Origin of the sequence: Candidatus Tisiphia endosymbiont of Xenochironomus xenolabis, assembly GCF_964264705.1 — a bacterium.
Taxonomy (GTDB): domain Bacteria; phylum Pseudomonadota; class Alphaproteobacteria; order Rickettsiales; family Rickettsiaceae; genus Tisiphia.
Map to the genome: position 1 here is coordinate 916,195 of NZ_OZ183473.1, position 20,665 is coordinate 936,859.

The 20,665-nt window shown below is 32.7% G+C and carries 21 protein-coding genes, 2 tRNA genes and 1 pseudogene; 18 read left to right on the forward strand and 6 right to left on the reverse strand.

Annotated features, from left to right (window positions below; translation table 11 throughout):
* Nucleotides 1-18: 18 nt before the first annotated feature.
* Complete coding sequence (locus ACFELY_RS04495; protein WP_341759389.1) at nucleotides 19-288, reverse strand: helix-turn-helix domain-containing protein; 270 nt, start codon at nucleotides 286-288, stop codon at nucleotides 19-21.
* 605 nt (nucleotides 289-893) lie between these two features.
* On the opposite strand from ACFELY_RS04495, the gene nuoN reads away from it, so the two are divergent.
* The 4 genes from nuoN (at nucleotide 894) to ACFELY_RS04515 (ending at nucleotide 5,008) form a co-directional block, all read left to right on the forward strand.
* Entirely contained in the window at nucleotides 894-2,297 is a 1,404-nt protein-coding gene (nuoN, locus tag ACFELY_RS04500) for an NADH-quinone oxidoreductase subunit NuoN (protein ID WP_375333745.1), read from the forward strand.
* An 8-nt stretch (nucleotides 2,298-2,305) separates the two neighbouring features.
* Nucleotides 2,306-3,106: a glycosyltransferase family 2 protein gene (locus ACFELY_RS04505; protein ID WP_375333746.1), complete on the forward strand. Its 801-nt coding sequence runs from the start codon at nucleotides 2,306-2,308 to the stop codon at nucleotides 3,104-3,106.
* 133 nt (nucleotides 3,107-3,239) lie between these two features.
* The gene (locus ACFELY_RS04510) at nucleotides 3,240-3,818 is read left to right on the forward strand and encodes an ankyrin repeat domain-containing protein (protein ID WP_375333747.1); all 579 of its coding nucleotides are present in this window, start codon (nucleotides 3,240-3,242) and stop codon (nucleotides 3,816-3,818) included.
* Nucleotides 3,819-4,081: 263 nt separating this feature from the next.
* Nucleotides 4,082-5,008, forward strand: coding sequence for a biotin--[acetyl-CoA-carboxylase] ligase (locus ACFELY_RS04515; RefSeq protein WP_375333748.1), 927 nt, complete (start codon nucleotides 4,082-4,084; stop codon nucleotides 5,006-5,008).
* A 134-nt stretch (nucleotides 5,009-5,142) separates the two neighbouring features.
* On the opposite strand, the gene ACFELY_RS04520 is transcribed toward ACFELY_RS04515, so the two are convergent.
* The gene (locus ACFELY_RS04520) at nucleotides 5,143-5,874 is read right to left on the reverse strand and encodes a 3-deoxy-manno-octulosonate cytidylyltransferase (RefSeq protein WP_375333749.1); all 732 of its coding nucleotides are present in this window, start codon (nucleotides 5,872-5,874) and stop codon (nucleotides 5,143-5,145) included.
* A gap of 121 nt (nucleotides 5,875-5,995) precedes the next feature.
* On the opposite strand from ACFELY_RS04520, the gene ACFELY_RS04525 reads away from it, so the two are divergent.
* The 13 genes and pseudogenes from ACFELY_RS04525 to ACFELY_RS04590 all read left to right on the forward strand — a co-directional run.
* A tRNA-Lys gene (locus ACFELY_RS04525) sits at nucleotides 5,996-6,071 on the forward strand.
* Between the two features lie 233 nt (nucleotides 6,072-6,304).
* Nucleotides 6,305-6,381 (forward strand) — tRNA-Ile (locus ACFELY_RS04535).
* A 15-nt stretch (nucleotides 6,382-6,396) separates the two neighbouring features.
* On the forward strand, nucleotides 6,397-7,737 hold the full coding sequence (locus tag ACFELY_RS04540) for a cbb3-type cytochrome c oxidase subunit I (protein ID WP_375333750.1): 1,341 nt from the start codon (nucleotides 6,397-6,399) through the stop codon (nucleotides 7,735-7,737).
* A gap of 17 nt (nucleotides 7,738-7,754) precedes the next feature.
* Nucleotides 7,755-8,333: a GTP cyclohydrolase I FolE gene (gene folE, locus ACFELY_RS04545; RefSeq protein WP_375333751.1), complete on the forward strand. Its 579-nt coding sequence runs from the start codon at nucleotides 7,755-7,757 to the stop codon at nucleotides 8,331-8,333.
* 14 nt (nucleotides 8,334-8,347) lie between these two features.
* Nucleotides 8,348-9,649: a proline--tRNA ligase gene (gene proS, locus ACFELY_RS04550; protein ID WP_341759381.1), complete on the forward strand. Its 1,302-nt coding sequence runs from the start codon at nucleotides 8,348-8,350 to the stop codon at nucleotides 9,647-9,649.
* Nucleotides 9,650-9,652: 3 nt separating this feature from the next.
* Nucleotides 9,653-10,597 carry an Rpn family recombination-promoting nuclease/putative transposase gene (locus tag ACFELY_RS04555; RefSeq protein WP_375333752.1) on the forward strand — a complete coding sequence of 315 codons (945 nt, stop codon included), beginning with the start codon at nucleotides 9,653-9,655 and terminating at the stop codon, nucleotides 10,595-10,597.
* A gap of 40 nt (nucleotides 10,598-10,637) precedes the next feature.
* On the forward strand, nucleotides 10,638-11,195 hold the full coding sequence (locus ACFELY_RS04560) for an Rpn family recombination-promoting nuclease/putative transposase (protein WP_375333753.1): 558 nt from the start codon (nucleotides 10,638-10,640) through the stop codon (nucleotides 11,193-11,195).
* Nucleotides 11,196-11,291: 96 nt separating this feature from the next.
* Entirely contained in the window at nucleotides 11,292-11,618 is a 327-nt protein-coding gene (locus ACFELY_RS04565) for a transposase (protein WP_375333754.1), read from the forward strand.
* 40 nt (nucleotides 11,619-11,658) lie between these two features.
* On the forward strand, nucleotides 11,659-12,222 hold the full coding sequence (locus ACFELY_RS04570) for an Rpn family recombination-promoting nuclease/putative transposase (protein ID WP_375333755.1): 564 nt from the start codon (nucleotides 11,659-11,661) through the stop codon (nucleotides 12,220-12,222).
* Nucleotides 12,180-12,614, forward strand: coding sequence for a hypothetical protein (locus ACFELY_RS04575; protein WP_375333756.1), 435 nt, complete (start codon nucleotides 12,180-12,182; stop codon nucleotides 12,612-12,614). Before ACFELY_RS04570 ends, ACFELY_RS04575 begins: the two co-directional genes overlap by 43 nt.
* Nucleotides 12,615-12,667: 53 nt before the next feature.
* Entirely contained in the window at nucleotides 12,668-13,522 is an 855-nt protein-coding gene (locus ACFELY_RS04580) for a CPBP family intramembrane glutamic endopeptidase (RefSeq protein ID WP_341759377.1), read from the forward strand.
* An 81-nt stretch (nucleotides 13,523-13,603) separates the two neighbouring features.
* Nucleotides 13,604-14,617 (forward strand): COX15/CtaA family protein, encoded by a 1,014-nt coding sequence (locus ACFELY_RS04585; RefSeq protein WP_375333757.1) that lies wholly within the window; start codon nucleotides 13,604-13,606, stop codon nucleotides 14,615-14,617.
* 354 nt (nucleotides 14,618-14,971) lie between these two features.
* A pseudogene (locus tag ACFELY_RS04590) lies at nucleotides 14,972-15,682 on the forward strand (pseudouridine synthase); the annotation flags it as partial.
* Nucleotides 15,683-15,720: 38 nt separating this feature from the next.
* Here ACFELY_RS04590 and ACFELY_RS04595 read toward each other — a convergent pair.
* Nucleotides 15,721-15,999 (reverse strand): hypothetical protein, encoded by a 279-nt coding sequence (locus tag ACFELY_RS04595; protein WP_375333758.1) that lies wholly within the window; start codon nucleotides 15,997-15,999, stop codon nucleotides 15,721-15,723.
* A 72-nt stretch (nucleotides 16,000-16,071) separates the two neighbouring features.
* Between ACFELY_RS04595 and ACFELY_RS04600 the strand changes: the two genes are divergently transcribed.
* Nucleotides 16,072-16,835 (forward strand): IS5 family transposase gene (locus ACFELY_RS04600; RefSeq protein ID WP_375333759.1). Its coding sequence is split into 2 segments (ribosomal slippage): nucleotides 16,072-16,429 and nucleotides 16,429-16,835, totalling 765 coding nucleotides; the frame shifts between segments, so codons are not numbered across the junction.
* A gap of 515 nt (nucleotides 16,836-17,350) precedes the next feature.
* Here the strand turns inward: ACFELY_RS04600 and ACFELY_RS04605 are convergent.
* From ACFELY_RS04605 to ACFELY_RS04615, 3 genes are all read right to left on the reverse strand, one after another.
* Nucleotides 17,351-18,418, reverse strand: coding sequence for a hypothetical protein (locus ACFELY_RS04605; protein WP_375333760.1), 1,068 nt, complete (start codon nucleotides 18,416-18,418; stop codon nucleotides 17,351-17,353).
* 266 nt (nucleotides 18,419-18,684) lie between these two features.
* Nucleotides 18,685-19,563 (reverse strand): succinate--CoA ligase subunit alpha, encoded by an 879-nt coding sequence (gene sucD / locus ACFELY_RS04610; RefSeq protein WP_341759370.1) that lies wholly within the window; start codon nucleotides 19,561-19,563, stop codon nucleotides 18,685-18,687.
* Between the two features lie 169 nt (nucleotides 19,564-19,732).
* Nucleotides 19,733-20,653, reverse strand: a complete 921-nt coding sequence (locus ACFELY_RS04615; protein ID WP_375333761.1) for an Rpn family recombination-promoting nuclease/putative transposase — start codon at nucleotides 20,651-20,653, stop codon at nucleotides 19,733-19,735.
* Nucleotides 20,654-20,665: the final 12 nt, after the last annotated feature.

Consider the following 20,665-nt stretch of genomic DNA (forward strand, 5'->3'; position numbering starts at 1 on the left):
TGCTATGCGTAAGGTGAATTAGTTAATAAAAATTTGGGGATGTTTAGATGCTATTTTTAATAAAGATATAGCTGATCCCCTAGGTTTACGCCGCCCTTGCTCCCATTCTTGTAATGTTCTAACATTAATCCCCATTAAAACAGCAAAATCTACTTGAGATAGTTGTAAGTACTTTCTAATATTCACTATATCATCTTTTGTTTCTATTTTCTGTACATTACCCTTTCCTGTCTTTATCTCTTGAATGGATTGTAAAATTTCTGTTCCGATATCTCGTCTTATTTTCATAATCCTAACTCCTCTTTTATTTTCTTTAAAATAGCAGCTGGAATGTTTTCAGCCTCGTTCTTTAGCCATTCATCTTATATTTTCCTAAGTCCTCCACTGCCAGGAATAATATCTCCTGATTTAGGGTATAAGGCTAAATGCCATTGAAAGTCTGCGTAATTATCATCAGTTAAATATGAACTTAACAAATTTATTAAACAAAGGAGATTTTATATATTCCATATCAATATTATTACGTCATTGACGTATAAAGTCAAATATTATTTTAAACTGATATTGATAAAAACATTATACTGACTTTATGGGTGTATAGTTTATTCAAAGGGTTTTCGCGGATACGATGATATATAACTAACCCGTTAATGTGCTAGATAGCTCCTCCGTCATTGTGAGGAGGCATGAGCCGACGAAGCAATCCAGGAAAATAGTTAGAAATGGATTGCCACAACCACTACGTAGTCTTGCAATGACGTCTGTGAATTTGGTGTAATATTGCCCTGGTTAGCTATCATGTAAAATTAAATATTTTTATATTATACTTAGTGCTAGTGATCTTATAGTATATATTAACTATTTATATTATACTAAATCCAAAAACTTAAAATATGATAAGCCCAATTTTAAAACAATTTATAATTATTTTGCCTGAGATAATGCTGACCTTAGTGGCTTTGCTTACTCAATTATCTGCTGTATTATTTAGCAAAAAAACTAGAATCATTACTAATATTACGATATTATTATCGATTGTACTTTTTATTGCTTGCGTTCAGGGTGAGGCAGTAGCTTTTAGTAATTCCTTTGCTACTAATAGCTTTACTGGTGTTTGTAAATCTTGTGTTTTACTTTTTTCGGTGATGACCATGATAATTTATAATGATTATTGTAAGATCACTAATGAAAAATTTAAGACAGAGTTTATAACCTTAGTGCTGCTTTCGACTGTTGGTATTTTTATTACTATATCGGCTCGTAATTTCCTGCTATTATTTGTGGCTATGGAATTGCAAGCACTAGCAGCATATGTACTAGCTGGCTTTAGTTTGTATAATATTAAATCATCAGAAGGAGCGTTAAAATACTTTATTCTAGGTAGTTTGATTAGTTGTCTGACATTGTTTGGGATGTCTTTTATTTACGGATTTGGTGGTAGTTTAGATTATAGTAATATTCTACAAAAATTAAATCAATCACCGCAGCCAAATATTGGGTTAGTAAGTGGCTTAGTACTTTTTTTAAGTGGTATTTTCTTTAAATTATCTAGTGGTCCTTTGCATGCTTGGACACCAGATGTATATGAAGGATCACCAATTCCTTCAGTTACCTATTTTGCTGCTGCTACAAAATTTGGCAATGTAGTGGTGTTATTAAATATAATGACGATGGTAGTTGGTGGTTATCAACAAATTTCAGTTGATTTAATAAAAATAACAGCAATTTTGTCGATGTTGGTTGGGGCAGGTGGTGCTATTAGACAAACCTCCCTCAAAAGGCTAATGGGCTATAGCACTATTCTAAATATTGGATATGTTCTGATGGGGATTGCTTTGCATAGTGAGCAAGGTAATAATGTTGTATTAATATATATATTTATTTATGCTGCTTCCGTTTTAGGCTTTTTTGCCTGTTTAATTGTTCTGCTGGGAGGAAAAGCTGATACGGCAAATTTTGATGATATTAAGGGTTTGGCGAATAGTCGTAAGGCTTTGGCTGCTGGGATTACCATTATCATGTTCTCGATGATTGGTATTCCCCCACTGGCAGGATTTTTTGGTAAATATTTCATTTTTTATCAGGCTATTGTAGAGGAACAATTTACTCTAGCATTTATAGCTATTGGTACCAGTATTATAGCAGCTTATTATTACCTCAAAATAGTTAGGTCTATGTACTTTTTTGAGGTAAGTGAAAGTTTGCAGCCAGAGTCAATACCAACATATCAAGGCTTAAGGTTTGTCAGTTGCCTTGTTATAGGATTTCTGTTAATTTTTTCTTTCTTTATGAGTTAAAGGGTAATATGCTTAAGATTTCAGCCTTTATTATTACAAAAAACGAATCTGCTAGAGTGGCAAGAGCTATTAACAGTGTTAAGGACATTGTGGAGGAGCTTATTGTTGTTGATAGTGGTAGCACTGATGATACAGTGCAAATTGCTAGAAATTTAGGTGCCAAAGTGATTTTTAACGAATGGGGTGGTTATGTTAAACAAAAAGCTTTTGGTGAGAGTTTATGTCAGAATGATTGGATATTAAATATTGATGCTGATGAAGAGTTGTCAAAAGAATTACAGGATGAAATAGAATTTATATTTGCTTCAAATATTCAAGATAATTATTTAGCTTATCGTACTAAAAATGTTATATTGCACCGTAACGATCATAAAGTTCGTCGCTTTGCTCCTTATCATAAATTCATCAGATTATATAACCGTAAATATAGTAGTTTTTCTAATAATATGAGTACTACTACTCATGATTCGGTGTTATTTAACCCAGATATTAACCCACAAGACAAAATCTATGAGTTAAATGGTATAATTTATCATAGGTCTGGCATGTCAATTGAGCAAATGGTAGCTAAGGCAAATTTTTATTCTTCCGAGCAGGCAGAAGATTTCGTCAAACTAGGTAGGAATCCATCAAAAATAAGAATTGCTACAGAAATTATTTTTTATTTTTTAAAATCATTCTTTATAAGACGATATTGGGTATTTGGTTTTGATGGTTTTGTTGACTCTATGATTCTTGCTTTTGGACGATTTATAAGACTCGCTAAAGCAAGAGAGATTTTAAATAATAAAAAACATGATAAAAACTAAGAAAACATGGAATTATTAAAGTAAGTGCTTGCATAAGGTGAAATTTTATTATATAGTGCCAGCAACTAAATAAACCGTATTAAACGGTTTATTTAGTTGGAATAAGAAATCACTAAATAATTAAGAGGTAAATATGTCATTGAAACAACTTTTTTATAAAGCACGCTACGGGGGTTATGCCTTATTTAAAGCTGTAGAAAAAGGTGATATAGATTTAGCAAATCATTTCCTTACCAAAAATAATGTAAACATTCAAAATAAACTTGGTAATACTCCATTACACCTTGCAATAAAAAATAATCACCCTGATATGGCTAAAATATTATTAGAATGGGGAGCAAAATCAGATATAGCTAATAATAATGGTAAGACAGCATCAGATATTGGTATTGCAAATGTTATTTTTGCAAGGCTTTGTATGCAGCCACTATTAGAAAATCATGATTTCAAAATGACAAGCACAGATTCTTTGGTTGATGCAGTGCGGTGGCATATAGACAGTTTACGCACTTTACACACTTTAAATAATCAACAACAAGTGCATTTGTCACCTAAGATAAGTAGTAATTTAAAAGAATTATCTAACAATGTAAATTCCTTATCTAAAGTAATAAGTAATAATATTGCTAATTCTTTATATGACGATGTACCTAATAATGATATAGTATTATCAGGCGATGGTATGACAACAGAGCTATCTGATATTTTTTAATTTAGTGCTAGGCTCTATTATGTTGACAAAATTTTAATTGTTTATATTTAACTTACAAATTGCTTCATCGGTTTACGCCTTCTCGCAATGACGTTTGGAGTACATATATGTCATTGCAAGAGCATGTAATGGTCGAAGCAATCAATTTTGGTTACTTTTTGGATTGTTGCGTCGCAGTAAAGTGGTTTCTCGCAATGATGCTTTGGATTTTTATACTGTTTTTCTACGACTTTTAAAATCACCCTGAATTTTATGAGGTAATTATGTCTTGGCAGAAAAAATATAAGCTACTAGTTTTTGATACAATAGATAGTACCAGCTCTGAAGCTATTAGGATGGCTAAGGCCTGTCTTGATAGGAATTATGTAATATTAGCAAAAAATCAAACAAAATCGCGTGGAAGAAATAACAAAATTTGGCATTCTAATCTAGGGAATTTGCATGTTAGTATATTATTAAAGCATCAAATTAATCTCAGTTATCTTCCTCAATTATCTTTTGTTATGGCTATTGTTGTGTATAAAACTATTACTTCTCTTACAGCTAATTCAGAGAATTCTATCAAATTAAAATGGCCCAATGATATTTTGATAAACGACAAAAAAGTATCTGGTATATTGCTTGAATCTATTAGTATAAATAACAATAGACCTCTTTCAAAACTCGCTTATGCTGAGGAATTTGAAGGAGACGCGGAACGCAGAACCCCAGCGTACTCTAATGTACGTGAGGATTCGAGTACCGCATCGACGTACAAATTACCAGCAGAAGTAGAGTTAGGCAAGAGGTCTAATAATTATCTTATTATAAGTGTTGGCATTAACATCAAGGAAAATCCTTTAAATATTGAGCAACTGGCAACCAATTTATCTGATGAGAATATAGAAGTAAAAGATACAGAATATTTATTAGATATCTTGATGATTAATTTTGAAAAATATTTTAGTAGATGGAAAGAACAGGGATTTAGTAAAATAAGACAATATTGGCTTAGAAATGCTTATAAGTTGGGCGAGATGGTTAGTGTAAATGATGGAAACACAAAAATCTCAGGGATTTTTAAAGATATAGATGAAAATGGAGGTATAAGAATTCAGCTTGAGGATGGGAAAATAATTACCTTGCTTAGTCCCGAGATATTAAACTTCCTGCCTATAGCTAATCCAACTAGCCATTGTGAGGAGGCGTAGCTGACGAAGCAATCCAGAAAGTAACCAAAAATGGATTGCCACGCTCACATACGTTCGCTCGCAATGACGGTTTCTCAATTATTGTTTTCTTAAATTGACGCTTATGCGTGGTCTCGCTAATAGACGGGAGAATATTAGCCTTGGTTAAATTGTTGATAAAATTTGATAGCTTTGTTTAAATCTTCTGGGGTATCAACAGAAATGGGGATATTATTAACATAACATACCCCTATGGACATATTATTTTGTAAGGCTCTTAGTTGTTCTAATTTTTCGCTTAATTCTAAAGTTGAGACAGGTAAGTTTATGAATTTAATTAATGCTTCTTTGCGGAACCCATACATTCCTACGTGATATAGAAATTCTTCAGAGCCATAAGGAATAAGACTGCGAGAAAAATACAGAGCCTTATCATTATGGTCAGTAATAACTTTGACATTACTATTGCCATTTACGGCGTTTATACCAACTTTTACTACTGGGGTCATAATATCATGGTCACTAGACTTTAGGCTTTCAATAACTTTAATAATTGATTCCGGTTCTATAAAAGGCATGTCACCTTGGACATTTAGGATATAATTAATATTATGATTGTTAGGTATTGCCTGAAATGCCTCATAGACACGGTCAGTACCAGTCTGGCAGTCTGGGTTTGTCATAATCAATTGCCCACCACAATCAGTAACTTTTTTAGCTATAATTTCTGAGTCAGTTGCTACATAAATATTTTTTAGTTTGGTTAAGTGTACTTGTCTTAGAACGCGTTCAATTATTGACAGTTCCCCTATCAATTGTAAAGGTTTCTTAGGAAGCCTAACAGAATCAAGTCTTGAAGGGATAATAATTGCAACATCAGAATGCATAAGTCACCATTTAAAGATATTTACCAAAATAATTGTTGACATGATAGCCTTTTTAAACGATAAAGTAAAGCGTGTTGGAATATTGTTTTGGGACACAATTTGTCTTTAAGCATTATGTTTGGGGCTCGTAGCTCAGCTGGTAGAGCACTTGACTTTTAATCAGGTTGTCCCGGGTTCGAATCCCGGCGAGCCCACCACTTCAGGGTAGTTAACCCCCTTAGTTGTATATGAATACCGCCGCCAATATTTAAAGGCGGAGACTAGGAGACCGCCTCCTAGTAATAGACCTCTTGCAAAACTCGCTTATGTTGAGGAATTTGAAGGAGACGCGGAACGCAGAACCGCAGCGTACTCTAATGTACGTGAGGATTTGAGTACCGCATCGACGTACAAATTACCAGCAGAAGTAGAGTTTTGCAAGAGGTCTAATGGGTTTGTAGCTCAGCTGGTTAGAGCACACGCCTGATAAGCGTGAGGTCGGAAGTTCAAGTCTTCTCAAACCCACCATCATAAGTATTCTTTATGAATCTTGAGAATAATATAATTGATCAATTAAGTCGTAATAAATTAGCTATTTGCTGGCTTAGAAATGGGGTAATCTCGCTTGCCCTTGCTGGGGTGTATTCAATAATATTGGTAATGCTCCGCACTCCTATATTAGTTACCCTATTTCCCAATACAGAAATCTTTAAATCAGCTTTGGTTATTCATGTTAATTTATCAATCCTAGTTTGGTTGATATCCGTTACAGCATGTATTTGGAGCTATAATTTACAGCCAACGACTTCCAGTATAACATATGTAATAATAGCATTTTTTGGCACTGCACTAATAGCTTTATCACCACTTTGTGGACAAAATCTTCCTGTAATGAATAATTACATACCAATGCTGGAGAATATAATGTTTATTCTTGGAATTAGTTTATTTGGCGTATCGGTATTGTTATTTTCATCAAACGTCATCCTAGCAACGATTAAGAACCTAAAAAGTCAAAAATTGATCAATTTTACTATCCTTTCTACTGCAATAATGTGGATATTAGTATGGGTATGTTTTATTTGTTCTTATTATCAACTACAACAAGTTATTAAGCTTGTGCCAGTTGATATAGAATTTTACTATGAATTGCTTTTCTGGAGTGGGGGGCATTTATTGCAATTTATTTACACGCAAATTATGATATTAGTAACGATAGCATTATCCAATACTTGGGTAAATAAAGAGCTAAGATTTAACAAATTATATCTGATATTATTATATTTAAATTTTTTGATAAGTTTTGCAGCTATTTGGGGACACTTATCATATGATACTATAGATGCTGAATTCAAAGAATATTATACTAAACAAATGAAATATGGTGGCGGAATAGCCCCAGTTCTGTCTTTGATACTAATATTTTATGAGCTAGTTAGCCATAATCATAAACTAGTGGTAAATTCTCTTATAAAAGCAAGCATCATTTGTTCTAGCATATTATTTTTGTCTGGAGGGTTTATTGGCGTGTTAATTACCAGTATGAACGTTACTGTTCCTGCCCACTATCATGGTTCGATTGTTGGAATAAGTGTGGCATTTATGGGATTTAGCTTTCTTTTATGTGACAATGCATGTAATAATGAACAAAAGAAAAACTCATATTCCTCTGCAGCAATTATTACTTTAACTATCGGACAAATGTTACATATTATAGCTCTTCTTTTTGCTGGTGGTTATGGGGTGATGCGAAAAACACCAGGAGTAGAAATGACGATTAGCAGTAAGTTATTGATGGGGGCAATGGGTGCTGGAGGACTAATTGCTATTGTTGGTGGCTTGATGTTTGTTGTTATTTGTGGTAAAAAGATGGTATTGAAATAATTAGTATAATAAAAATAATGACCTTGAAAAAACCTACTATAGAAGAAGCCCAAGATGCAGTTAGAACTTTATTGCGATTTATTGGTGAGGATCCAAATAGAGAGGGGTTAGCAAAAACTCCTGATAGAGTAATAAAAACTTACCAAGAGATGTTTTGTGGATACAATAAAAATGTAGAAGAAATATTATCTACTAAATTTTATGAGACTGGTAACTTTCAGGACTTCATTCTATTGAAAGACATAAAGTTTAATTCTTTTTGCGAACACCATTTATTACCAATAAATGGTACGGTTGATATAGCTTATATACCAGATAATTGTATAATAGGTATCAGTAAATTTGCCAGAATAGTTGATGTTTTTGCAAAAAGACTACAGATTCAAGAAAAAATGACAGTACAAATTGCTGAAACATTACAGAAATATATTAAGCCTATGGGTGTTGCGGTCAGGATTTCTGCATTACATAGTTGCATGACTCTTAGAGGTGTTATGCAAAATGATAGTATTATGAATACTATGCATTATACTGGTATATATTTAGAGCAGCAGAAATATCGTCATGAATTTCTAAATATTATTGCCAAAAAATAATCAAAGAAAGAGCTATGTTACTATCAAAATATTTTTTACCTGTGCTAAAGGAAGAGCCAGTAGAGGCTCAAGTAGTTTCTCACAGATTGATGCTTAGAAGCGGTATGATAAGACAACAATCTGCTGGAATTTATAGCTGGTTGCCTATGGGATTAAAAGCCCTAAAAAATGTTGAAAATATTGTCCGACTTAATATGAATAAAGTAGGTGCCATTGAAATATTAATGCCTTGTATTCAACCAGCATCTTTATGGATGGAATCTGGAAGATTTGAGAATTACGGTAAGGAAATGTTAAAATTCCAGGATCGCCATGATAATACGTTATTATTTGGACCTACTAATGAAGATATGGTTACCGATATTTTTAGAAATAATATTAAGTCCTATAAAGATTTGCCAAAAAACTTATATCATATTCAGTGGAAATTTAGGGATGAAATTAGACCTCGCTTTGGGGTGATGCGTGGTAGAGAGTTCTTAATGAAAGATGCGTATTCTTTTGATATAGATCAAATAAGTGCGATAAAAACTTATAATCAGATGTATCTAGCATATATGCAAACTTTTCGTGATATAGGACTCCGTGTAATCCCAGTACTTGCTGATAATGGTCAGATTGGTGGGGATTTAAGCCATGAGTTCCATATTCTTGCCACTAATGGTGAGAGTACTATTTTTTATGACAAAAAATTTCTATCTTTAATAGATCAGGAAAATTTAGATATTGAAAAATTACAATCCTTATATGCGGTAGCAGAAGAAAAACATGTTCATGATAAATGTTTGTTAACAGAAGATAATCTTGCTAGTAGTAAGGCTATAGAGGTTGGGCATATTTTTTATCTTGGTACAAAATATTCTAAAGCAATGAAGGCTCTAGTAAATGCTAGTGATGGGAGTCTTGTGCCAGTGGAAATGAGTTCCTATGGTATAGGTATTTCAAGACTTTTAGCCGCTATAATCGAATCAAGTCATGATGATAAAGGGATTATATGGCCTCCAAATATTGCTCCTTTTATGGTATCAATATTAAATTTGAATATACTTGATAGTAAATGCAATGAACTATCACAAAATCTATATGATCAGTTTGTAGCGAATAAAATAGAGGTATTATACGATGATACAAATGAGAGAGCTGGTAAAAAATTTGCCACTCATGATCTTATAGGTTCACCGTACCAAATAATTATTGGTTCCAAAAACTCTGAGAAAGATGTGGTTGAATTAAAGGATCGTAGAACAGGAATAATAGAAGAGTTAACAGTAGCAAATGTTGTCACCTGCCTCTCTAAAATTCTTTCTTATATGTAAGTTATGACTCTAGAAAAGCCAAAACATGACGAAATCTTTCGCAAATCTATGGAGAATCCAATAGTTGCTAAAGAGTTTTTGGCAACTCATTTGCCGAAGGATGTGTTGGCTTTAATCGATAGCACAACTGTAAAATTAGAAAAAGATAGTTTTATTGAGCCAGACCTTTCTGAAACTATTTCAGATGTATTATTTTCTGTTAAGTTTAATGATCAGGACGGCTATATTTTTTTGCTATTGGAACATCAAAGTACTGTTGATAAAATGATGGCGTTTAGGTTATTTAAATATATGATTAATATTTGTGATCGATATTTAACTACTAATCCTAAAGCTAAAAGCCTTCCAGTAATTTATCCCCTAATAATTTATAATGGCAAGAAGAAATATAACGCATCGCTCAATATATGGAATTTATTTAGCCATCCAGATTTAGCTAGAGGCTTTTGGACAAATGATTATCAGCTTATTAACGTACATGACATCCCCGATGAAGAACTCAAGAAAAAAGTATGGTCTGGGATTTTGTTATTTTTCCTCAAACACATCCACGAACGTCAATTACTGAAAAGATGGCAGGAAATTTCTCATCTCTTGCCTAAATTGAGTAAAATAACAATAGGCTATGACCATATAAGAAATCTATTGAGCTATACTTTGACCTTTATTGAGCAAAATGATAAAATAGAGTTAGAAAAAATATTAAAAAATAGTTTAACTAAAGAAAAAGGAGAAGAGCTTATGCCTAGTATAGCTCAAGTATGGAAAGAAGAAGGGATTCAAATCGGAGTACAGGATGGTATTAGAATCGGAGAAGCTAGGGGAGAAGCTAGAGGAGAAGCTAAATTAATAAAAATGATGATAAATAATGGTAGCTCTATTGAAGAAGTAGCGAGAATTACTGGACTATCTATTACTAAAATCAATGAATTACTGAAAGTACAGTAAGTAATGAATTATTAGATTAGCTATATAAGTAAATTTTATTATGACTCTAGAAAAGCCAAAACATGACGAAATCTTTCGCAAATCTATGGAGAATCCAATAGTTGCTAAAGAGTTTTTGGCAACTCATTTGCCTAAGGATGTGCTGGCTTTAATCGATAGCACATCTTTAAAATTAGAAAAAGATAGTTTTATTGAGCCAGACCTTTCTGAAACTATTTCTGATGTATTATTTTCTGTTAAGTTTAATGATCAGGATGGCTATATTTTTTTGCTATTGGAACATCAAAGTACTGTTGATAAAATGATTGCATTTAGGTTATTTAAATATATGATTAATATTTGTGATCGATATTTAACTACTAATCCTAAAGCTAAAAGCCTCCCATTAATTTATCCCCTAATAATTTATAATGGCAAGAAGAAATATAACGCATCGCTCAATATATGGAATTTATTTAGCCATCCAGATTTAGCCAGAGGCTTTTGGACAAATGATTGTCAGCTTATTAACGTACATGATATTCCTGATGAAGAACTTAAGGAAAAAGTATGGTCTGGAATTTTGTTATTTTTCCTCAAGCACATCCACGAACGTTAATTACTGAAAAGATGGCAAGAAATCTCTCATCTCTTGCCTAAATTGAGTAAAATAACAATAGGCCATGACCACATAAGAAATCTATTGAGCTATACTTTGACCTTTATTGAGCAAAATGATAAAATAGAGTTAGAAAAAATATTAAAAAATAGTTTAACTAAAGAAAAAGGAGAAGAACTTATGCCTAGTATAGCTCAAGTATGGAAAGAAGAAGGGATTCAAATCGGACTACAAGATGGTATTAAAATCGGAGTACAGGATGGTATTAGAATCGGAGAAGCTAGGGGAGAAGCTAGGGGAGAAGCTAGAGGAGAAGCTAAATTAATAAAAATGATGATAAATAATGGTAGCTCTATTGAAGAAGTAGCGAGAATTACTGGACTATCTATTACTAAAATCAAGGAATTACTGAAAGTACAGTAAGTAATGAATTATTAGATTAGCTATATAAGCAAATTTTATTATGACTTCAGACAAGCCAAAACATGACGAAATCTTTCGCAAATCTATGGAGAACCCAATAGTTGCTAAAGAGTTTTTGGCAACTCATTTGCCTAAAGATGTGTTGGCTTTAATCGATAGCACATCTTTAAAATTAGAAAAAGATAGTTTTATTGAGCCAGACCTTTCTGAAACTATTTCTGATGTATTATTTTCTGTTAAGTTTAATGATCAAGATGGTTATATTTTTTTGCTATTGGAACATCAAAGTACTGTTGATAAAATGATGGCATTTAGGTTATTTAAATATATGATTAATATTTGTGATCGATATTTAACTACTAATCCTAAAGCTAAAAGTCTTCCATTAATTTATCCTCTAATACTCTATAATGGCAAGAAGAAATATAACGCACCGCTCAATATATGGAATTTATTTAGCCATCCAGATTTAGCCAGAGGCTTTTGGATAAATGATTGTCAGCTTATTAACGTACATGACATCCCCGATGAAGAACTCAAGAAAAAATATGGTCTGGAATTTTGTTATTTTTCCTTAAGCACATCCACGAACGTCAATTACTGAAAAGATGGCAAGAAATCTCTCATCTCTTGCCTAAATTGAGTAAAATAACAATAGGTCATGACCATATAAGAAATCTATTGAGCTATACTTTGACCTTTATTGAGCAAAGTGATAAAATAGAGTTAGAAAAAATACTAAAAAATAATTTAACTAAAGAAAAAGGAGAAGAGCTTATGCCTAGTATAGCTCAAGTATGGAAAGAAGAAGGGATAGAGATAGGGCTACAGGATGGTATTAAAATCGGAGAGGCTAGAGGTGAAGCCAAAGGTAGAGCCGAAGGGGAAGCTAAATTAATAAAAATGATGATAAATAATGGTAGCTCCATTGAAGCAGTAGCGAAAATTACAGGACTATCTATTGCTAAAATCAATGAACTATTGAAAATGCAATAAACTGGTTAGCTATAGGCTGTGCAACATTACCCCAAATCAATTATAGATGAAATATGTGGCTAAAATATCTTACATATATAACATTACTAATTAGTGTTATATCATTATGGCTTCCTGTGAAAGGCAAATTTAAACCATGGCAATTATTTCTATCTATTTCTCTAGTCTTATCTTTTGTTAGTAATATAGCAAGCCTGTTTGCTATTTTAGCAATTTTGTTGTTTTTTTATTTAGTATTTTCGTATCATAAATCTTCTACTAAATTGAAATATGTCTTATGGAGTTTAGTGTTCGTACTTGGATTAATGTTAGAACTGCATTTAATTCCAGGATTTGATAATTTATTAGTTTTAGATAAAATACAACTCACTCCAGATGCTTTACCGTTTACACTATATTTAAACTTAGATAAGACAATTGTCGGTTTAATTATTATAGGTTTAACTTTAGATTTAGCATCTACTTGTAGCGAACTGAAAATATTACTCTTGCAAGTTTTTTATAGATTACCAATTATTCTATTAGTAATAATAGTGTTATCTATTGCATTTGAGTACATCAAATTTGCACCAAAGATACCACAAAATTTATGGATATGGGTAATCAATAATTTATTTTTTACATGCGTTGCTGAGGAAGGATTATTTAGAGGATTTTTCCAAGAATCATTAAATCAGTTAAAATATAAATATTCTAAGGATATAGCCATACTAATACCTGCACTTTTCTTTGGAGTGATGCACTATCCAGGAGGATTAAAATATGTAATTTTAGCCACAATAGCTGGAGTTTCATATGGTTGGATATATAAAGTAACGAAAAGAATTGAAGCAAGCATACTTGCTCATTTTATGCTTAATTTAACCCATATTTTATTTTTTACTTATCCAGCTATCAATAAGCTTTGAAAAGTTATCCAAAATCATAAAACAGCTATTAGTGGATCAAAAAAATCTGTTATATTATAGATATCAAAGATATTGGGTTTAATGTCACAACTATTAATAAAGCCTTGGTTGGCTGCATGCTGCTGTATGGTGGTTTTTATGATTTTTTGGGGTGGTCTTACTAGGCTTACTGATGCTGGTTTATCAATTGTTGAATGGAAGCCAGTATCAGGTATTGTCCCACCACTCAATAATGCTGAGTGGCAGGATGAGTTTAGTAAATATCAGCAATCAGTCGAATATAAGCAAAAAAATATTAATATGACTCTCTCAGAGTTTAAATTTATTTTTTGGATTGAATTTATTCATCGTTTTGCTGGGAGAGTTGTTGGTTTATTATATCTGATACCGTTGGTATATTTTTTGGTGACTAGGCAAATTGCTAGCAGATCACTACCAGTATATTTGGGGATATTGTTATTATTTGCGGTTCAAGGATTTATGGGTTGGTATATGGTAAAAAGTGGGCTAATTTTGCAGCCATATGTTAGTCATTTCCGCTTAGCTGGGCATTTGATTATAGCGATTATCATCTATAATTTATTGTTCTATCAACTGATGAATAATAGTTTTGATATTTTACTAAATGAACAAACGATAAGTTTGAGTTCAGCAAAATTATGTTGTTTAGTAACTATTAGTATAGTTTATATACAGATTTTTTTAGGGGGATTGGTTGCAGGTCTTGATGCTGGGCAGGTATATAATAGCTTTCCATTAATGGGTAATAATTTTATACCTGAAGAACTAACGTTTAAACTACTTACTATAGATAGTTTAAGCGACCCTGTGGTTATTCAGTTTTTTCATAGAATGGGAGCATATATAGTTTGTATTAGTGCTGGATTTTTAGTAGTGAGCTTAATAAAAACTAAACATCCTAAATTAAATAAAGCAGCTTATTACATTGTTGGTATATTGCTATTACAAATGTTAGCTGGCATAACTACTATTTTATATTCAGTACCTGTATTAATAGCTTTATTCCATCAGATTTGTGCAATTATACTGTTATCTTGTATATTGTGGAGTTATTTTTTATTAAAGAGTGCATAAGTGGCAATATTAAATGTTGATCTAGAACTGCCTTGTAGGTTGGATCGTTACTTAAAAAAATTATATCCTAGTCTTACTCAAGGAGTGATTGAGCGTGCCTTAAGGTTTAAGAGGATAATGGTTAATTCTTGTAAGGTAGCAGCCAATCTGCGAATAAATGTTGGTGATAAAATTTTTATAGAGGATAGTTTAAATTTACAAACTCTGAAAACTTCTGATAGGATTTTTACCAGTTCAGCGATTAAACTAGCTGGTAAATTGTTGAAGGATTATCTAATTTATCAAGATGACTGGTTTATAGCAATCAATAAGCCGTCAGGTCTTGCCACCCAAGGTGGTAGCAAGATAACTCTATCTATAGATGATGCATTGCAATATTTAAATGGTCGGGGGGCAGATTTTAAGTTAGTTCATAGGTTAGACAAAGATACTTCAGGAATATTGCTAATTGCTAAAAATTATGCAAGTAGTATAAAATTAGTTAAAGCCTTTCAGGAGAAGGATATTCAAAAAACCTATATAGCGGTAGTTTTAGGTAAGCTTCCACAATCCGAGGGAGAAATTAGTGGTATGATAGGTAAGAATAGGGGGGGGGCGTATGAAACTGTGCAAAATGATGAGGAAAATGGTAAATTATCGATAACCCGCTATAAATTCCTTAAGAATTTAGATAGTAGACCTCTTGCAAAACTCGTTTATGCCCAAGGATTTGTAGGAGACACTTCACCTCGAACCGCAGCGTACTCTAGCGTACGTGAGGATTCGAGTGCCGCATCGACGTACAAATTAGCAGCAGAAGTAGAGTTTTGCAAGAGGTCTAATGGTTTAACCTTGGTTGAGTTTACTCCTCTTACTGGCAGGATGCATCAACTTCGATTCCATGCGAAAATGCTAGCTTGTCCCATATTAGGTGACAGAAAATATGGAACCTTAGAAGCAATAGCTTTATCCAAGGAGATGCTACTACATGCCAAAAAAATAATCTTACCTGAGAAAATATTTGGTAAAGAAATAATAATTGATACATCCTTACCAAGTTATTTTAGTATTTTTTGCAATAGATAAGCATTTAAAAGATGCAAGGTCGATTATAACTTCAACAATTAACTCAGAATATCATCTAATACGGCTTGACTATTTTTATCCCACACACCTAATAATCCTCTCGCATCAGTATTACTTGAATTTTCCCAAAGAAGATAATCATACATATCTTTAGAATAATGATTACTTAAAATTTGAGATCCCAAATGATGTAGATTGAAAGCAAGCATATTGGATATTGTAGCCTGGTCTAAAGCTCCCTCCTGCGGTGTAACCATTCCTAACTCTGCAAGCTGTTGTTGTATATCTTCTACAACCTCTTTAGGGTATATCGTCACGAGATTGTGATTGCATAATTTTATGTGATTTGTTATTATAATTGTAGTAATAAAAATAGGCGATAAGAAGCAATGAGTTTAGCACATAGAAGACATGATATAAGCGATGAGCTTTGGAATAAGATAGAAAGTAATTTACCTGGTCAGAAAGGTTGTTGGGGAGGTATTGCAAGAGACAATAGAACTTTTATAAATGCAGTGATGTGGATATTTAGAACGGGAACTCCATGGAGAGATTTGCCTCCTGATTATGGCAATTGGAAGAATGTACACAGAAGATTCTGTAGATGGCGTGATAATGGGATATGGGAGAATTTGCTAAATATTTTTATAAATGCTCCTGATTTTGAATGGTTAATGATAGATTCTACATTTGTAAAAACTCACAAAGCAGGACTTGGAGCGAAAGGCGGGAATCAAACGGTTAGTCGCACAAAAGGGGACTCAATACAAAGGTACATATGGCCGTGGATGCGTATGGTATGCCGGTCAGAATTATTGTTACAGAAGGTTCCAGAAATGATTGTACTCAAGTTTGTGAGTTAATCCAGAATATGGAGGCACAACATCTTATGGCTGATAAAGCTTACGATACAAACGCCATAATAGAATCGGCTGTGAATGCAAACATAATTCCTGTAATACCATCAAAAAGAAACAGGAAGATTCAAAGAGAGATAGATAAATATCTATATAAGCTAAGGCACATTATTGAAAATACATTTCAAAAATTTAAAGAATGGCGTGGTATAGCAACAAGATATGCTAAAAATACAAAATCATACATGGCGGGTCTTTGTTTAAGGGCTTTACTAATGTGGGCTCAAATCTCGTGACGATACACCCTAGTAACAGTTGCTAAAATTGTTATTATAGCTTTCAAGAGGGGTAACATTTTTACTATTCTAAGCTATGGTTGTTGTATTTTTAGGAAGATGAAATGAACTGGTGGTATATATCTAGCTAAACTAAATTTGTTACATAATTATTTAGCATAATTAACCTAATTGTTTTCTAATATATAAAGTTAATTAAGTATTCAAATTAACATATTTTTTTGAATATTAGGGTAATAATTTAATAAAAATAATGTTTTTATAGCGTTTTTATAGCAGATTTTTAAGAATTTGCCCCAATTTTCACGATAAATTGAGTAATAATTAAGTTCAAATAATCTTTAAAATATTAATTAAAATTATAGGAGAAAAGCTTATGAGTACTAGGGTTTCAATGGTAAAAAAGAGTTGCAAAGATGGTAAGGTTGACATGGTTCAAATCATACCCCACATTCTATATTGGAAGGTGGGGTGATCGCTTCGCCAACTCCTCGCGGTAATTTAGTATACTTTAACTATATCTTCTTGTATTGGTCAACAGATGGTTGATTAAATGGATCGATTTTTAGGTAATTAGCAATTAGCATAGTACTCAACATTGTGTGAATAATTTGATCTATAATTGCATACTCATCGATATGTACAAAATTCTCTAGCATCACTGGTCGCTTGACTTGCACTAATGCATTATATATATTGTTAGCATGAGCAGCTAAGCTCATTGCAATCTCTGAGTTCTCTTTATTGTTAGTAATAACTTTATAAAATTTATCATCCGGACCTTCTAAATAAAGTTGCAACTGACTGTGCTGATCGAATGTCCCTTTTGCTATTATAGGAGTTATACCAAAACCATTCTTGCCAAGCGATTCAGCTATAATTTGTTGCTGCCATCTACATAAGCCATCTAATTGGTAACTATAATTAAACATAACTAACATATGTCTATTTAAAGAATATTGATTGAGATAATACTCAGCTATCTCACAAATATTAGAGCCATCAAGGATAATATCTGATATTTTCTGGGAAGCAGCTGCAACAACTTTATCTATATCAACTCCTACAATTGTCGCTGGTAGCAAAGAAGCATTAGAAATTATACCAAATCTTCCACTACTTACATTATCATGTTCTAAACAATTTGCACCAAAAGACCTCGCTAAATTATATAACAAGCTATTACTAAACGGTACTATTACATAAACATTTTCAGAGGGAACGTGCAAAACTTCTAAAACATACTTAGTTAATAAATAGGTTTCATTGGTATTCCCAGACCTACTCAACGAAAAAAACACTGCCTTATCTAAATTAACTACTGCCAATTTTTTATCAATTGCTAACTGATCTAAATTATCAAGGTATATTAGCTTTTTAGTCGCTACTGTCTTCATACTTAACAATGCTCTAACATTTAGGCAAGATGCACCAAAGCCTATAATAATCACAGTATCATATTTTGCAGTAAGCTGAGCGGCAAGATACTTTATTGCATCTTGTTTGATCAGATCAAACCTTAAGAAATCATATTTATTGGCTTTAATCTGTAAAATAAGGTCGTTATACAGTTTGCTAAGCATTTAGTCTCCGCTTAATATGCTAATTCAATAAATAACTTTACCTTACTCATAGCCCTCATGGCGATTTAAAAATTGCAAAAAAGTACAAGAGGTAATTATAAGGAATACATAAGCCTTAAGCGTCATTGCTAGGAGGCGTAAGCCGACGAAGCAAGCCATTTCTAGTTACTTCTTTGGATTGCTTCGTTGCCACTAAAGTGTCTCCTCGCAATGACGCTTGAGGCTTATGTATCATTACAATGACGTATGTGTGTATTCTCTTAAATTTAAATTCTTCCTAATAATTCAAACATAGTTTTGCCAATATCAGCTGGTGATCTAGTGATAGTAACTCCTGCACTCTGTAGAGCCTCCAACTTTTGTTCAGCTGAACCCTGTCCATTAGAAATAATTGCCCCAGCATGCCCCATTCTTTTTCCTTCAGGAGCGGTAATACCGGCAATAAAACTAACTATTGGTTTTTTAATCTTTGAACTTCTTATTAATTCAGCAGCTTTTTCCTCAGCATCTCCACCTATTTCACCAATCATAATAATCGATTCGGTTTCATCATCTTTTAAAAACATTTCAATACAATCGACAAAATCAGTACCGTTAACTGGATCTCCACCAATACCAATACAGGTGGATTGACCAAGACCAGTAGCTGTAGTCTGTGCTACTGCTTCGTACGTTAAAGTACCGGAGCGAGATATAATGCCAACTCTTCCTCTCTTATGAATATAACCAGGCATTATGCCAATTTTACACTCGTCAGGGGTAATAATGCCGGGACAATTAGGACCAATTAATCTAGTTTTTGATCCGACTAATGCCCTTTTGACCTTTATCATATCAAGTACTGGTATACCCTCTGTAATACACACTACTAATTTAATACCTGCATCTATAGCTTCCAAAATTGAATCAGCCGCAAATAGTGGTGGAACGTAAATAACGCTGGCAGTAGCCTCAGTTTTTTCAACTGCTTCATGCACTGTATTATATACAGGTAGGTCTAAATGAGTATTACCACCTTTTCCAGGAGTCACACCTCCTACCATTTTAGTACCATAATTAATGGCTTGTTCAGAATGAAAAGTCCCTTGGGAACCAGTAAAACCCTGACAAATTACTTTTGTGTTTTTATCAACTAATATTGACATACATGCCTTTTCCGTATTCTTTAAGATAGTTATTAAAATAGACCTCTTTTGAGACTAAGAAGCTGTAATAAAGTACCCTTTTAATTTTGCGAAACATCTTGGGTTATAACAGAACCCAATCTTAATTAGTTCCTAGAAATTAAAAAATTATTTTGTTACAATGATTAATTTACTGTAGTTTCAGTAATTCATTGATTTTAGTAATAGATAGTCCAGTAATTCTCGCTACTTCATCAATAGAGCTACTATTGTTTATCATCATTTTTATTAATTTAGCTTCTCCGATTCTAATACCATCCTGTACTCCGATTTGAATCCCTTCTTCTTTCCATACTTGAGCTATACTAGGCATAAGTTCTTCTCCTTTTTCTTTAGTTAAACTATTTTTTAATATTTTTTCTAACTCTATTTTATCATTTTGCTCAATAAAGATCAAAGTATACTGTAATAGATTTCTTATATGGTCATAGCCTATTGTTATTTCACTCAATCTAGGCAAGAGATGAGAGATTTCTTGCCATCTTTTCAGTAATTGACGTTCGTGGATGTACTTAAGGAAAAATAACAAAATTCCAGACCATATTTTTTTCTTGAGTTCTTCATCGGGAATGTCATGTACGTTAATAAGCTGACAATCATTTATCCAAAAGCCTCTGGCTAAATCTGGATGGCTAAATAAATTCCATATATTGAGCGGTGCGTTATATTTCTTCTTGCCATTATAGAGTATTAGAGGATAAATTAATGGAAGACTTTTAGCTTTAGGATTAGTAGTTAAATATAGATCACAAATATTAATCATATATTTAAATAATCTAAATGCCATCATTTTATCAACAGTACTTTGATGTTCCAATAGCAAAAAAATATAGCCATCCTGATCATTAAACTTAACAGAAAATAATACATCAGAAATAGTTTCAGAAAGGTCTGACTCAATAAAACTATCTTTTTCTAATTTTAAAGATGTGCTATCGATTAAAGCCAACACATCCTTCGGCAAATGAGTTGCCAAAAATTCTTGAGCAACTATTGGATTCTCCATAGATTTGCGAAAGATTTTGTCATGTTTTGGCTTGTATGAAGTCATAATTTCCCAGGA

Bases quoted from the DNA above. Each gene is read 5' to 3' on its own strand.
- sucD (WP_341759370.1), bottom strand. From the start codon at position 19,563: ATGTCAATATTAGTTGATAAAAACACAAAAGTAATTTGTCAGGGTTTT.
- ACFELY_RS04555 (WP_375333752.1), top strand. From the start codon at position 9,653: ATGACTCTAGAAAAGCCAAAACATGACGAAATCTTTCGCAAATCTATG.
- ACFELY_RS04510 (WP_375333747.1), top strand. From the start codon at position 3,240: ATGTCATTGAAACAACTTTTTTATAAAGCACGCTACGGGGGTTATGCC.
- ACFELY_RS04495 (WP_341759389.1), bottom strand. From the start codon at position 288: ATGAAAATAAGACGAGATATCGGAACAGAAATTTTACAATCCATTCAA.
- nuoN (WP_375333745.1), top strand. From the start codon at position 894: ATGATAAGCCCAATTTTAAAACAATTTATAATTATTTTGCCTGAGATA.
- ACFELY_RS04505 (WP_375333746.1), top strand. From the start codon at position 2,306: ATGCTTAAGATTTCAGCCTTTATTATTACAAAAAACGAATCTGCTAGA.
- ACFELY_RS04570 (WP_375333755.1), top strand. From the start codon at position 11,659: ATGACTTCAGACAAGCCAAAACATGACGAAATCTTTCGCAAATCTATG.
- ACFELY_RS04605 (WP_375333760.1), bottom strand. From the start codon at position 18,418: ATGCTTAGCAAACTGTATAACGACCTTATTTTACAGATTAAAGCCAAT.
- ACFELY_RS04585 (WP_375333757.1), top strand. From the start codon at position 13,604: ATGTCACAACTATTAATAAAGCCTTGGTTGGCTGCATGCTGCTGTATG.
- ACFELY_RS04520 (WP_375333749.1), bottom strand. From the start codon at position 5,874: ATGCATTCTGATGTTGCAATTATTATCCCTTCAAGACTTGATTCTGTT.
- proS (WP_341759381.1), top strand. From the start codon at position 8,348: ATGTTACTATCAAAATATTTTTTACCTGTGCTAAAGGAAGAGCCAGTA.
- ACFELY_RS04580 (WP_341759377.1), top strand. From the start codon at position 12,668: ATGTGGCTAAAATATCTTACATATATAACATTACTAATTAGTGTTATA.
- ACFELY_RS04560 (WP_375333753.1), top strand. From the start codon at position 10,638: ATGACTCTAGAAAAGCCAAAACATGACGAAATCTTTCGCAAATCTATG.
- ACFELY_RS04540 (WP_375333750.1), top strand. From the start codon at position 6,397: ATGAATCTTGAGAATAATATAATTGATCAATTAAGTCGTAATAAATTA.
- ACFELY_RS04615 (WP_375333761.1), bottom strand. From the start codon at position 20,653: ATGACTTCATACAAGCCAAAACATGACAAAATCTTTCGCAAATCTATG.
- folE (WP_375333751.1), top strand. From the start codon at position 7,755: ATGACCTTGAAAAAACCTACTATAGAAGAAGCCCAAGATGCAGTTAGA.
- ACFELY_RS04515 (WP_375333748.1), top strand. From the start codon at position 4,082: ATGTCTTGGCAGAAAAAATATAAGCTACTAGTTTTTGATACAATAGAT.